Origin of the sequence: Flavobacterium sp. CF108 (assembly GCF_900129795.1) — a bacterium.
In the GTDB taxonomy this organism is placed as follows: Bacteria; Bacteroidota; Bacteroidia; order Flavobacteriales; family Flavobacteriaceae; genus Flavobacterium.
The window spans coordinates 723,257-736,746 of record NZ_FQWW01000001.1 but is presented as its reverse complement, the minus strand read 5'-3'; the positions used below and the strand labels follow the sequence as shown (position 1 = coordinate 736,746).

The window sequence follows — 13,490 nt, the reverse complement described above, 5'->3', positions numbered from 1 at the left end:
TTTTAAAAAATAAGAAATTATTTTTTTGATTAATATGTTCCAGTTACGGCCATTCTAATTTCAACATTTCCGCCTAATTCTAAAATAGGACATCCGTTTGCAATGCTTACAGCTTCATCATAATCTGCCGCTTTTATCATAATCAAACCTCCAATTGCTTCTTTAATTTCAGCATAAGGTCCGTTAATTACACTTTTGTTCGATTTAACAATTTTGCCTTCACCATCCCAGCGTTGTAATGGTTTTGCCAGCTTGTCCTGAGCAGCAATTCCGCCCAGCCAATCCTGCCAAAGCTTAAGTGAATCCTGCAATTCCTGCGGAGATGGCTGCGTTTCTTTAGTGATATAATCTCTTCTGAATATTAATACAAATTCGTTCATGATATTATTTTTTTAATGTCAGTGTTTTAATGTGATAATTATTTTGATTAACCGAATTGTCCAACTTTGTAAGTTCCCGGCTCGTTAGGAAATGCTAGGTTGATACGGTTCCAGGTGTTAATATTTGTAATTGCCAAAGTTAAATCGATTAATTCCTTTTCGTTAAATTCGCTTGCTGCTTCTTTATAAACAGAATCTGTTACGTCGCATTTTGTTAGAGCTTCGGCCCAGGCAAAAGCAGCTCTTTCACGATTTGTGTAATATGAGGTTTCTCTCCATGCACTTAATCCGTATAATCTTTGTTCGGTTTCGCCTTTATGGCGTGCATCTTTATAATGCATATCTAAGCAATAGGCACAGCTGTTGATTTGTGAAACTCTAAATAAAACTAATTCTAAAAGAGCTGATTCTAAAGTTGATTTTTTTAAATAGCCGCCAATTCCGTAAAGTGTTTTTAAAGCGTCTTGTCCTTTTTCGTGAATGTTAATTCTTGTTTCCATTTTGTATAAAGTTTTAATGTTATACCCTAATAACAATCGAACTTCTGGAATTGGACAAAATATTTTATTTTTTTTGAAATAAATTTGAAAATAATTAAAAACTCCTGTATTTACAGGACTTTACGAACGATTTTTTTTAAATAAAAAATTATAAACGAGATTCTTCTATAGCCGAAATGGTTATGTCATCTTCATTTAAAGACTTTAAAAAATCAGCTGCGTCAAAAATTTCTCCAATAACGGTAACACCAGTTTTTGCTGTTTTTCCAGATAGTATTCTGTTTACAGTTTCTACAACTAAAGGTGAAGTTACGGCATAAATATCTTGTCCTTGTGCTGTAATTGTTCTTTTGAGAGTATCTTTTGTGGCAACAACTTCTAAAGAGAAATGCTGCGATGATCTGTTCTTTTCATCAGTAGGTTCGGGTTCTGGAGTGTCTTTATTTCTAAGATCGTCTAAAGAATTTTGACTCAAATAAGTATTGATTGTATTTACATTTAAATGACGTGAAATGGTAATAATTTCTGAAAGAGGAAGACTTACAACTTGTTTAATTCCAATTGGATTTTGAAAATTCCAGTCAATTGGAACACTTGGCTCCAGTTCTTGTAATTGATTATTCTTTAATGTTAATCTGGTATAATGATTTCTGTCGCCCGTTAATCTGGTTCCTTTTGTGGGATACCAGGAATCAAGACCAATGTAGATATTTATTTCGTCAATTTTGTCCCAGTCGTGCGTTACTGAAGTACTCAATAAATCGCCTAAACCGCCATAGAATGCAACGGCAGGAATTATTAAAATTTTGCCTTTGGCTTTTTCAGAATAATTTTCAAATACATCTAAAACGGCTTTTTGCTCGGCACTCAAATCAATATAATGAATTCCTAATCTTAAAGCCGATTGAATAATAGGTTCTGCAGTATCTAAAAATGGACCTGCACAGTTTATAATAATTTCCGATCCAGAAAAAGCATTGTCTAAACTTGCTGCGTCATTAATATCTGCAGCTTTTATTGTCGAATTTGGATATTGACTTTTCAATTGCTGCAGTTTGTATTCATCTCTTCCCGAAAGAATTAATTCGTATCCTTTTCTGGAAAGTTCAGCGACAATAAATTTTCCTGTGTGTCCGTAAGCGCCATAAATTGCAATGCTATTTTTCATGTTCTAAAGTCTTTAGTTTTTTATAGTACTTGATATGTTACTCCAAATCTGATAATTTTTGAGTAAGCTTCGTTTGTTCCGCCAACATACCCGTCTAGATAATTTCTTAATCCGAAAGAATAGCCCAGATAAACACCAAATTTTTTATAATCTGTTGAGATTTGAATTCTAGGGCGGAAATCTGTACTTATAGTTTTTCTGTCTCTAGACGTAGTATATTTATTTCCAGAAGCATCAGCAGCGTCTCCTTTTTCTTTGGTACTTAAAATATTTGCAACATCAAAACCTGCGGCTAAATCAATAGGAAATTTGTCTGCATTAAAACGATATCCTGTAAATGGGTTTACATTGATTGAGTTAACATTCATAAAAGTTTCACCAGAAACCGGTATGGGATTAGAACCATCATTGAATACAGTTGTTAAAGAAGTTTTACTTCGCAGATCTTCATAACCAACTCCTATACCGTATATAAAATTAACTTTAGTTACTCTTTTTAGATTTACAGAAACTCCGTAAGAGAACGCATTTTTTGATCCATAAGGATTATTGGTATATCCAGAACCGGTAAAACTAGAAAAAGACATATATGAAGATGATTCGGCACTTTGTCCGCTAAAAGCAGAAAGTCCTGAATCCAGAGAAACCCTTAATTCGGTTTTTTGAGCGTAAGAATTTGAAAAGAAAACAAAGGCAATCGCAAGTAATACTACTTTTTTCATTAGAAGTTTTTGGTTAAAGTTAATGAAGCTAATGTAGGTAAAATAGTATTGTATTTTGAAGCGGTATTTTATTTTTATTTTAAATTTTCTTCTAATTTTTGTTCTTTTTCGCTTTTAGCATTTAATCGTTTAACGATCCACGGGAGCGTAAGTCCCTGTCCGATAAGCGTAAAAAGTACAACAGCAACAGAAATAAAAATGATTGTATTTCTTTCGGGAAATGGACTGCCGTCTTCAAGGAATTTTGGAAGTCCAATGGCAATGGCAAGAGATACAATACCGCGCATTCCAGACCAGCCTAAAATTATACTATTGTTAAAGTCTAAAAGAGCGTCTTCACTAACTTTTCTTTTTCCGCCGCGATTCTTTTTAAAGGTTTTTTGAAGATTTATTTTTTGAAGAAATACCCTAACCATCCTAATTAATAAAGCTACAATTGTAATGATAAAAGCGTAACCAATATAAGGCAGAATCATATGGTTATCAATATCTTTTAATAGATACCTGAAATTAAGCCCAATTAAAATAAAGATTAATCCGTTTAATAGAAAGATAATAATGTCCCAAAGGCTTCGGGAACTGTTTTTTAAGTTTTCTGGGAATATTTTTTTGCTGAAACGGGCAATTGCTAATCCGGAAACTACTACTGCGATTACGCCTGAAACATGAAATTGTTCTGCTACTAAGTAGGCTACAAAAGGCATTAACAGCATAAAACTAATGGTAACATTGGTGTTTTTATGTACTTTACTTAATATAAAAGCAAGAATTTTTGCAATCACCATTCCTACCAGAAAACCGCCTCCTAATAAAAATATAAACTGCAGCGTTGCTTTCCAGATTACAAAAGCAGATCCCATTACGGCGGCAACGGCAAAACGATAGGCAACAAGTGCAGAAGCATCGTTTATTAAACTTTCGCCTTCAAGAATGGTAATGGTTTTATGAGATATTCCGAGTCCTTTTGTGATGCTTACAGCGGCAACGGCATCGGTTGCAGAAAGTATGGCGCCAAGTACAAATGCCAGCGGCCAGGTTATATTCGGGATCATATAATGAGCGACAACGGCAATCCAAAAAGTGGTAAGAAAAACTAAAGTTATCGCCAGCGTACTTATGGTATTGAGATTGGTTTTGAAATCTTTTGGAGAAATATTAAAAGAAGCATCATATAATAATGGCGGTAGAAATATCAAAAAGATAATCTCGGGATTAATCTGGATTTCGGTCATGGTTGGGATAAAGCCAATGGCGATCCCAACAATTACTAGAAGAATAGGGTAGGGAAGTTTTGCTTTATCAGCAAAGGCAGATAGTCCTATAACGATGGCAAGTATAAATATAATAATGCTGTAATTTTCCATTTTTTGGATTTAGAAAAAGCTAATGTACTTAATTCAATATTTAATTAAAAATTATTCTGATTGGAGAAAGACAAAAAGTTCTTCTGAAAACTAATGCCCTAGCCCCGATAGAAGCGGCATCCTTTTATGATGGGGTTCATCATAAAAAGATATAGCGGATAGCGGGAATAAGCTCCTTAATTATGACATATTTATAGGCTTATGCCATGGTTGTCAGTCTTGAAAAATGTCATGTTGTCAGATGATTATTGTTGTGCCAATATTAAAACTGACAATTTACTTTGGTTTTTTATCTTGGCACAAAGATTGACTTATGCCACCTGAGTTATAAAAAATAAATCAAAATTAAATATATAAAAAATGGGTAAAATAATCGGAATTGACTTAGGTACGACGAACTCTTGTGTTTCTGTAATGGAAGGTAACGAAGCAGTTGTTATCCCTAACGCAGAAGGAAAAAGAACTACACCATCTATCATCGCTTTTGTTGAAGGTGGAGAGATTAAAGTAGGTGATCCTGCAAAAAGACAAGCAGTAACGAATCCTACAAAAACGATTGCTTCTATTAAACGTTTTATGGGACACACTTTTGCTGAAACTCAAGAAGAGGCAAAAAGAGTTCCTTACAGTGTTGTAAAAGGTGACAACAATACGCCACGTGTGGATATTGACGGTCGTTTATACACTGCTCAAGAATTGTCTGCAATGACACTTCAAAAAATGAAAAAAACTGCTGAAGACTATTTAGGTCAAACTGTAACTGAAGCAGTTATTACTGTTCCTGCTTACTTTAACGATGCACAACGTCAAGCTACTAAAGAAGCTGGTGAAATTGCTGGTCTTAAAGTTATGCGTATCATCAACGAGCCAACTGCTGCTGCACTTGCTTACGGATTAGATAAAAAAGGAACTGATCAAAAAATTGCTGTTTACGATTTAGGTGGAGGTACTTTTGATATCTCTGTTCTTGAATTAGGTGACGGTGTATTTGAAGTATTATCTACAAATGGTGATACTCACTTAGGTGGTGATGATTTTGACCAAGTTATTATTGACTGGTTAGCTGACGAATTCAAATCTGAAGAAGGTATTGATTTACGTTTAGATCCAATGTCATTACAACGTTTAAAAGAAGCTGCTGAGAAAGCTAAGATTGAATTATCATCTTCTGCTGAAACAGAAATCAACTTACCATACGTAACTGCTACTGCTTCTGGACCAAAACACTTAGTGAAAAAATTATCTAGAGCTAAATTTGAGCAATTATCTGATACTTTAGTAAAACGTTCTATGGAGCCAGTTGCTAAAGCATTAAAAGATGCAGGTTTATCTACATCTGATATCGACGAAGTTATTCTTGTTGGAGGTTCTACTCGTATGCCAAGAATTGCTGACGAAGTTGAAAAATTCTTCGGTAAAAAAGCATCTAAAGGTGTTAACCCTGATGAGGTTGTTGCTATTGGAGCTGCTATTCAAGGTGGAGTTTTATCTGGAGATGTAAAAGATGTATTGTTACTTGACGTAACGCCTCTTTCTTTAGGTATCGAAACTATGGGTGGTGTATTGACTAAATTAATTGAGTCTAACACAACTATTCCAACTAAAAAATCTCAAGTATTCTCTACTGCTGCTGATTCTCAACCATCTGTTGAAATCCACGTATTACAAGGAGAAAGAGCTATGGCAGTTGATAACAAAACTATTGGTCGTTTCCACTTAGATGGTATCCCGCCAGCACCAAGAGGAGTTCCTCAAATCGAAGTTACTTTCGATATCGATGCTAATGGTATCATCAAAGTTTCTGCAACTGATAAAGGAACTGGAAAATCTCACGATATCCGTATCGAGGCTTCTTCTGGATTAACAGCTGAAGAAATCGAAAAAATGAAAAAAGATGCTGAAGCTAATGCTGATGCTGACAGAATTGCAAAAGAAAGAGCTGAGAAATTGAACGAAGCTGATAGTACTATTTTCCAAACTGAAAGTCAATTGAAAGAATTGGGAGATAAATTAACAGACGATCAAAAAACAGCTATTGAATTTGCTTTAACTGAATTAAGATTTGCTCACCAATCTCAAGATCTTGAGGCAATCCAAAAAGGATTAGACAATGTAAATGCAGCTTGGAAAACAGCTACAGAAGCAATGTACGCTCAAGGTGGTGACCAAGGTCAGCAAGCTGCTCCACAACAAGAGCAATCTGGAGACAATGTTGAAGACGTTGAATTCGAAGAAGTAAAATAATTTACTACGTAAAGACGCACTGCGGTGCGTCTCTACAATTGAATATAAAAACCGAGTCAGAAATGGCTCGGTTTTTTTGTGTCTATATTTTTTTAATTGTTGTGTTTCAGTAGTAAGGAAATTAAAGCTGATTTAATTGAAAAAAACTTCGCAAAATGAGGTTTCCCTCAATTTAATTATTTGTTTTTAGCTTAGTTTTGGGAAAAATAACCTAAAACAAAAAATACCATGAAAAAAATCTTAAGCCTCGGGTTTATCTTCCTGACTATTCTATTTACCGGATGCAGCAGTGACAATGATGATAATGCTGTTGACAATGAAAACTCAGTTTCTGCCGTTATAAATGGAGCAGACTGGAAACCTACAAAAATAAATAGTGTGACTTTAATTAAAGTACCAGGAATGAACCAGCGTTTTGATATAAACATTCAGGACGATTCTAAAATGCTTATGCTTGCCTGTGAAAACGCTACTACTACTGAGGATGCAATGCCATTAAAAGAATATAATTTTTACGAAGAGACAGACGAAGAAGATAAAAAATTACAGGTTAGTGATGCATTATTTATTAATTCTTATTTAATTGACGGAAATACCTATACAGAACATATTCCTGTTTCTGGAAAAATAACAATTACCGCAATGGATCCAAACAAAAAGACAGTTTCAGGAACATTTAGTTTTAAAGCTGTAAAAGGAGGTGTGTTACAAACTAAAATTGTAACTCCTGAAGTTTTTGAAGTAAAAAATGGAGTGTTTACTAATTTGTCATATACTGTTTACAAACAATAAATAACATCTAAAATTTATATCAAACCGAGTTAGAAATGACTCGGTTTTTTTATGGGCTTATGTTTTACGCGTATTTTAAACCCGACAGGTTTTAAAAACCTGTCGGGTTTGCTTTACGGTTACGATTTGGGAATACTGTGTTATAAATTGAGAAACTCTTCTAATGAAGAAAATTTTTCTTTTTGATTATGAGAAATTTTTAAGTTATCTACATTTTCAAATAAAGAAATTACTTTCTCACGTTTTAATTTAGTTGGTTTTTCAGAAACACAAGTCAGGTAAGAACTCCAGGGATATTCTATTGGATGTTCACAAAATCCATGATTTACAGGATTGTAATGAATGTATTTTATAACAGAACGTAAATAGGTCTCATTATCAATTAATTTTCTTTTAAAAGGCCTTTCAAATAAAGCACCGTGTCTATTATAACCTTTATTGATTGCTTTTGTGTAAGCATTAAATAAATTTCCAAAGGATTGATGTGGAGGAATTATTTTTTTGATTTCGTATTCGTTTTGATTTTTTAGAATTTCTTCAAAAGTTTTAATTTTTACTAACAAGTGAAAATGATTTTTTAATAAACACCAAGAAAATGTTTCTGCAATTGGATCAATATGTTTGGCATAAAGCATTAAAAAATATTCATAATTTCTATTTTCTTTAAATATATTTTCGCTGTTAATTCCACGGTTGTAAATATGATAATATTTTCCAGATTCCAGATTTTCAATCTTATGCATATATGTTATCGGTTAGAAACCCGACAGGTTTTTAAAACCTGTCGGGTTTAACTGTAAAAAAGTAGTAAAAATACTATATTTTTAATTGTTCTGGTTTTTTACAAAATGATAATTGTCATTTCCTGTTCGGATTCTTTTTCGTAATATTACTATTGTAAATTTTTTTGAATGAGAAAGATTAAATACAAAAAGGGACGAAAGCTCCAACACATAACTTTAGAATATACTGGCTCGCATAAAGAACAGGAAGCCGAAATGCAGCTTTTTGTATATGATGATGCCGATGTTGTTGAGTATGATAAATTTACAGTCTTAGCTTTAAATTCTTGTTTTGATTATTCTAAAAATAACTGGCTTAATGTTCATGGTCTAAATGACATCAATTTGCTTAAAACGATTGGTGCGCATTTTAAATTAGATGATTTTTTACTTGCCGATATTTTAAACACCGCCAAAAGAACCAAGTTAGAAGAACAGCAAAATGTTTTATTCTTCAATATAAAATCACTTTTGCCTTCTGAATATTCAGATAATATTAGCGTAGAACAAATTAGTTTTATTTTAAAAGATGGGATTTTAATTTCGTTTCAGGAAAAACGAAGCGATTTCTTTACCCACATTCGCGAGCGGCTTCGCACACATGCAGGAATTGTGAGAACAAAAAAAGTAGATTATCTTTTGTATTTACTTTTAGATGCTGTAATGGAAAACTTCTACATTACAATTGAAGATGAAGAAGATAAGATCGAAGAATTAATCAATTTAACCAAAAAAGGCGCTGATCCTGTTATTTTAGAAAAAATTGAGAATCACAGGGATAATTTTAATTTTTTAAAACGTTCCATAGTTCCGCTTCGGGATTCTTTGTATTATCTAAAAACGATTAAAGATGACGATGAAAATAACGGCCTGATTCAGAAAGACACGTTTAATTTCTTTATCAGACTTCATCAAAAAAGTTTAGAACTTTTAGAACAAATAGAATCAGATATGAGTTCACTCGAAAGTGCCTCTAATTTTTATTTTTCGGAACAAAGCCGAAAAATGAATGAAATCATGAAAACTTTGACTATTATTTCGGCGATATTTATTCCGCTGACTTTTATAGTTGGAGTTTACGGAATGAACTTCGAAAACATGCCGGAACTCAAAACAGAAAATGGCTATTTTGTAGTAATGGGCATCATGTTTTTGTTAGTGTTGGGATTAATCATTTATTTCAAGAAAAGACGCTGGTTTTAACATTTATTTCGGCTAAGAAAAATTTGATTTTGTGTAGATTTTAGTATTTAGAATAATATAAATAATTATGAGTAAAGCGATATATATAGCCACCAGCGACCAAAACAGCGGAAAGTCGATAATTACACTCGGCTTAATGAGTATTTTGATTGGTAAAACGGCTAAAGTGGGTTATTTTAGGCCTATAATCGAAGATTTTGTTGATGGTGAAGTAGATAATCATATTGAAACAGTTTTGTCTTATTTTAACCTTGATATTCATTTTGAAGATGCCTATGCCATTACAAAAAGCAAACTGATTAAAAAGAAAAACAAAGGAAAAATAGGGGAGGTTCTGGATTTAATTATCGAGAAATATAAAAAACTAGAAGAACGATTTGATTTTGTTTTAGTTGAAGGAACGAGTTTTACGGGCGAAGGGACTTCTATCGAATTAGATTTGAATGTTTTAATTGCAAAAAACCTCGGAATTCCAACTATAATTATTGGTTCAGGAATTGGTAAAACATTAGAAGAACTCGTTGACAGTTTGTATTTAGTTTACGATTCTTTCAAAGTAAAAGAGGTTGAAGTTTTATCTGTTTTTGCCAATAAAGTACAACCCGAAAATATTGAATTAGTTACTAAAAGCCTTCAAAAAAGTCTTCCTCCAAATGTTTTGGTAAATACAATTCCGCTGGTTTCAAGTTTAAACAATCCTACAATGCAGGAAATTGTAAACGAACTTAATGCAAAAGTTTTATTTGGAGAAAATTATCTTAATAATGAAATTGGACATTTTAGCGTGGGAGCCATGCAATTGCACAACTATTTGGTTCACCTGCACAATAATGCGCTTGTAATTACACCAGGAGATCGATCTGACATTATTTTAGGAGCTTTACAGGCAAATGAATCTGCAAATTATCCAACCATTTCAGGAATCATTCTAACAGGAAATATAGTCCCTGAGGAAAGTATTTTAAAACTCATTGAAGGACTTTCTGCCATTGTTCCAATTATTGCTGTTGATGGCGGAACGTATCATATTACAAACAAAATTGGATCTATTAAATCTGAAATCTACGCTAACAATACGCACAAGATTGAAACCTCAATAACTACATTTGAAAAATACGTTGATAACGACGCTTTATCGGAAAGATTAATCACTTTTGAAGCAGAAGGCATGACGCCAAAAATGTTTCAATACAACATGGTTAAAAGAGCCAGACAGCATCGCAAACACATCGTTCTGCCAGAAGGAAATGATGATAGAATTATTATCGCAGCTTCAAGGCTTTTAGCGATGGATGTCGTTGATATTTCGATTATTGGAGATAAAAAACAAATTGAAAGTAAGGTTACTGAACTGGGAATTTCACTTGATTTTTCGAAAGTAAAAATTATCAATCCAACAGAATCTGAACTTTACGAAGATTATGCCAATACCTATTACGAACTTAGAAAAGCTAAAAACGTAAGCATTACAATGGCAAGGGATTTAATGGAAGATGTTTCGTATTTCGGAACGATGATGGTGTATAAAGGCCACGCAGACGGAATGGTTTCGGGCGCGGCACATACAACGCAGCATACTATTTTGCCAGCGCTTCAATTCATCAAAACAAAACCAAATTCATCTGTAGTTTCATCTGTATTTTTTATGTGTTTAGAAGACAGGGTTTCTGTTTTTGGAGATTGTGCTATTAATCCAAACCCAACAGCAGAACAATTGGCAGAAATCGCCATTTCATCAGCAGAATCCAGTTCAGCTTTCGGAATTGAACCAAAAATTGCGATGCTTTCTTATTCTTCTGGAGCTTCTGGAAAAGGAGATGAAGTTGATAAGGTGAGAACCGCAACCGAAATTGTAAAACAAAAACGTCCTGACTTAAAAATTGAAGGACCAATTCAGTACGATGCTGCTGTTGACCGTGAAGTTGGAAAAAGCAAAATGCCCGATTCTGAAGTTGCAGGGCAGGCAAGCGTACTTATTTTCCCTGATTTAAATACCGGAAATAACACCTATAAAGCCGTACAAAGAGAAACAGGCGCTTTGGCAATTGGCCCGATGTTACAAGGTTTAAACAAACCTGTAAACGATTTAAGCCGCGGTTGTACAGTTGATGATATTATCAATACCGTTGTAATTACAGCAATTCAGGCGCAGGGATTATAGTCAATTAAAAATTTGGAATTAAAAATTAAAAAATAGAACGCAGATGAGACTGATTTGCTAGCGTGAAAACGCAGATTTACACGGATTTTATTTTTGGTAAAATAAAAATCCGTTTTTAATCAGTGTCTTTACGAAGTAAATCAACATCATCTGCGAACCAATCTCGACAAAAAAATGTCTTCGAGATTAAAATAAATTAGTGACTTAGCGCCTTTGTGGCAAAAACATAAAAAATGAAAATACTAATTATAAACTCAGGAAGTTCATCAATAAAATACCAATTAATGGTTATGCCGGAAAACGAAGTAATTTGTACCGGAATGATCGATAGAATTGGTTTAGAAACATCAAATATTACGTTTAAAACGGCTTCAAATTCTTATGAAGAAATCTTGCCTATTCAAACCCATAAAATTGGTTTGCAAAAGGTAGCAGATATGCTTTTAGATGCTGAAAAAGGAGTCATAAAAACAACTTCAGAAATTACGGCAGTTGGACACAGAGTGGTGCATGGGGGAAGTTATTTCTCCAATACAACCATAATTACCGAAGAAGTTAAAGAAAAAATAAAAGAACTTTCAGAACTGGCTCCACTTCATAATCCTGCTCATTTAGTAGGGATAAATGTAGCTGAAGAAATTTTTTCAGGAGCAAAACAAGTTGCAGTTTTTGATACCGCTTTTCATCAGACAATTCCTGTTGAAGCTTACAAATATGCCATTCCAAATTTCCTTTTAACAGAACATAAAGTTCGTGTATATGGTTTTCATGGAACAAGCCATAAATATGTTTCAGATAAAGCCATTGGTTATTTAGAAAAAGGTTCAAGAATAATTACAATCCATTTAGGAAACGGCTGCAGTATGACCGCAGTAAAAGACGGAAAAAGTATCGATACAACAATGGGATTTTCACCGGCAAATGGATTGGTTATGGGAACTCGCGCGGGTGACATAGATCAATCGGTTATTTTTTATATGGTTAAAAATTTAGGATATACACCAGATGAAGTAAATTCTATTTTGCTGAAACAAAGCGGAATGCTTGGACTAACAGGTTATAGCGACCTTCGTGATATAGAATCTAAAGCTGAAGAAGGAAATAAAGATTGTCAATTAGCATTATTAATGAATGCCTACAGAATCAGGAAAACTATAGGTTCATATACAGCAGCTTTGAACGGATTAGACGCGATCATTTTTACGGCAGGAATTGGAGAAAACTCTTCGTATATGCGTAAATTGATTTGTACCGATATGGATTATTTTGGAATTGAAATTGATCAGGAAAAAAATCAAATTCGTTCAAAAGAAATAAGAGAAATTAGTACAGTAGATTCAAAAACTAAAGTTCTGGTTGTGCCAACTGATGAAGAATATGAAATTGCAAATCAGGTTTTTCAGTTGCTAAATAATTAAGATTTAAGATGGAGAATAAACTATTTGAGCTTGAAAAACAACTGGAAGATTATTCTGAATATTCTCAATTAGACATAAAAATCCGTTTGTTGTTTCCTGAAAATTTTAGAGAAATTTATACATATAAAATTTTTGGAGATAATCTACTTTCTATCCCAGCAAATTTAATTATCGATGGTGACGATGATGAATTTGAAAAGCCATTTAGTTTCTTAAACTCATCAGAAGAATTAGATGTTTTTGAAAAAGAGTTTAGATCTGAAATTTCAGATCATTTTCTTCAAGTAGGTCATTTATACAATTTTACGGAAATTGTACTATTAAATAAGATAAAAAATACAGTGCATGTTTTTCATGTTTCTGATATTGCAGATAAAGACTGGTTGAATTATAAATTAGAAAATGGGATTTGTAATTTTGATGAGTTTGTAAATAGTATTCGACCACAGACAGTTTCTTGTTTAATTAATCCGAAAGATTATTCTGAATGGGATATGTTTGAAATTAGAAATGAAACTGAATTAAAAACTGAAACTGAATTGATGGAATTTAAAGATAGAAAAACTCTCAATGAAGAATATTTAGAACAAGTGAAAAAATCTTTAGAAAAAGGATTTATTATTAATTACTCCCCTAAATCGGTGTTATTCAGGTTGAAAAAATAATTTTATCGAAAATACAAAAAAAAGCTTCTCAATCCAGAAGCTTTTTTTTTGCATTTAAAAAATGAATATTTGTCAGTATCTTTGAATATAA

12 protein-coding genes are annotated in these 13,490 nt (G+C 33.1%); 6 read left to right on the top strand and 6 right to left on the bottom strand.

The genetic code is table 11. From position 1 onward, the window contains the following. Positions 1–29: 29 nt before the first annotated feature. The 5 genes from BUE10_RS03260 to BUE10_RS03240 form a co-directional block, all read right to left on the bottom strand. Positions 30–380: a YciI family protein gene (locus tag BUE10_RS03260; RefSeq protein WP_073482299.1), complete on the bottom strand. Its 351-nt coding sequence runs from the start codon at positions 378–380 to the stop codon at positions 30–32. 47 nt (positions 381–427) lie between these two features. Continuing rightward, complete coding sequence (locus tag BUE10_RS03255) at positions 428–880, bottom strand: carboxymuconolactone decarboxylase family protein (protein WP_073482297.1); 453 nt, start codon at positions 878–880, stop codon at positions 428–430. A gap of 148 nt (positions 881–1,028) precedes the next feature. Next, complete coding sequence (locus BUE10_RS03250) at positions 1,029–2,048, bottom strand: saccharopine dehydrogenase family protein (RefSeq protein WP_073482295.1); 1,020 nt, start codon at positions 2,046–2,048, stop codon at positions 1,029–1,031. Between the two features lie 20 nt (positions 2,049–2,068). After that, complete coding sequence (locus tag BUE10_RS03245) at positions 2,069–2,770, bottom strand: outer membrane beta-barrel protein (RefSeq protein ID WP_073482293.1); 702 nt, start codon at positions 2,768–2,770, stop codon at positions 2,069–2,071. A 74-nt stretch (positions 2,771–2,844) separates the two neighbouring features. After that, on the bottom strand, positions 2,845–4,134 hold the full coding sequence (locus BUE10_RS03240; RefSeq protein WP_073482291.1) for a Na+/H+ antiporter: 1,290 nt from the start codon (positions 4,132–4,134) through the stop codon (positions 2,845–2,847). Between the two features lie 360 nt (positions 4,135–4,494). On the opposite strand from BUE10_RS03240, the gene dnaK reads away from it, so the two are divergent. Together dnaK and BUE10_RS03230 are read left to right on the top strand one after the other, a co-directional pair. Then, a complete protein-coding gene (dnaK, locus tag BUE10_RS03235) occupies positions 4,495–6,378 on the top strand; it encodes a molecular chaperone DnaK (RefSeq protein ID WP_073482289.1) in 1,884 nt (627 codons plus the stop codon). Between the two features lie 228 nt (positions 6,379–6,606). Then, complete coding sequence (locus BUE10_RS03230) at positions 6,607–7,170, top strand: DUF6252 domain-containing protein (RefSeq protein ID WP_073482287.1); 564 nt, start codon at positions 6,607–6,609, stop codon at positions 7,168–7,170. 140 nt (positions 7,171–7,310) lie between these two features. On the opposite strand, the gene BUE10_RS03225 is transcribed toward BUE10_RS03230, so the two are convergent. Continuing rightward, a complete protein-coding gene (locus BUE10_RS03225; protein ID WP_073482286.1) occupies positions 7,311–7,913 on the bottom strand; it encodes a hypothetical protein in 603 nt (200 codons plus the stop codon). A gap of 168 nt (positions 7,914–8,081) precedes the next feature. Between BUE10_RS03225 and corA the strand changes: the two genes are divergently transcribed. The 4 genes from corA to BUE10_RS03205 all read left to right on the top strand — a co-directional run bounded on the left by corA (position 8,082) and on the right by BUE10_RS03205 (position 13,399). Beyond that, positions 8,082–9,155, top strand: a complete 1,074-nt coding sequence (gene corA, locus BUE10_RS03220) for a magnesium/cobalt transporter CorA (RefSeq protein WP_073482284.1) — start codon at positions 8,082–8,084, stop codon at positions 9,153–9,155. 67 nt (positions 9,156–9,222) lie between these two features. Continuing rightward, positions 9,223–11,316, top strand: a complete 2,094-nt coding sequence (gene pta, locus BUE10_RS03215; RefSeq protein WP_073482282.1) for a phosphate acetyltransferase — start codon at positions 9,223–9,225, stop codon at positions 11,314–11,316. A 233-nt stretch (positions 11,317–11,549) separates the two neighbouring features. Then, positions 11,550–12,734 carry an acetate/propionate family kinase gene (locus tag BUE10_RS03210; protein ID WP_073482280.1) on the top strand — a complete coding sequence of 395 codons (1,185 nt, stop codon included), beginning with the start codon at positions 11,550–11,552 and terminating at the stop codon, positions 12,732–12,734. A gap of 8 nt (positions 12,735–12,742) precedes the next feature. Next, the gene (locus BUE10_RS03205; RefSeq protein ID WP_073482278.1) at positions 12,743–13,399 is read left to right on the top strand and encodes a hypothetical protein; all 657 of its coding nucleotides are present in this window, start codon (positions 12,743–12,745) and stop codon (positions 13,397–13,399) included. Positions 13,400–13,490 lie beyond the last annotated feature (91 nt).

What these genes read in the sequence shown, in the direction of transcription:
- BUE10_RS03260 (WP_073482299.1), bottom strand. Translation starts at nt 380, where the DNA reads ATGAACGAATTTGTATTAATATTCAGAAGAGATTATATCACTAAAGAA.
- BUE10_RS03255 (WP_073482297.1), bottom strand. Translation starts at nt 880, where the DNA reads ATGGAAACAAGAATTAACATTCACGAAAAAGGACAAGACGCTTTAAAA.
- BUE10_RS03250 (WP_073482295.1), bottom strand. Translation starts at nt 2,048, where the DNA reads ATGAAAAATAGCATTGCAATTTATGGCGCTTACGGACACACAGGAAAA.
- BUE10_RS03245 (WP_073482293.1), bottom strand. Translation starts at nt 2,770, where the DNA reads ATGAAAAAAGTAGTATTACTTGCGATTGCCTTTGTTTTCTTTTCAAAT.
- BUE10_RS03240 (WP_073482291.1), bottom strand. Translation starts at nt 4,134, where the DNA reads ATGGAAAATTACAGCATTATTATATTTATACTTGCCATCGTTATAGGA.
- dnaK (WP_073482289.1), top strand. Translation starts at nt 4,495, where the DNA reads ATGGGTAAAATAATCGGAATTGACTTAGGTACGACGAACTCTTGTGTT.
- BUE10_RS03230 (WP_073482287.1), top strand. Translation starts at nt 6,607, where the DNA reads ATGAAAAAAATCTTAAGCCTCGGGTTTATCTTCCTGACTATTCTATTT.
- BUE10_RS03225 (WP_073482286.1), bottom strand. Translation starts at nt 7,913, where the DNA reads ATGCATAAGATTGAAAATCTGGAATCTGGAAAATATTATCATATTTAC.
- corA (WP_073482284.1), top strand. Translation starts at nt 8,082, where the DNA reads ATGAGAAAGATTAAATACAAAAAGGGACGAAAGCTCCAACACATAACT.
- pta (WP_073482282.1), top strand. Translation starts at nt 9,223, where the DNA reads ATGAGTAAAGCGATATATATAGCCACCAGCGACCAAAACAGCGGAAAG.
- BUE10_RS03210 (WP_073482280.1), top strand. Translation starts at nt 11,550, where the DNA reads ATGAAAATACTAATTATAAACTCAGGAAGTTCATCAATAAAATACCAA.
- BUE10_RS03205 (WP_073482278.1), top strand. Translation starts at nt 12,743, where the DNA reads ATGGAGAATAAACTATTTGAGCTTGAAAAACAACTGGAAGATTATTCT.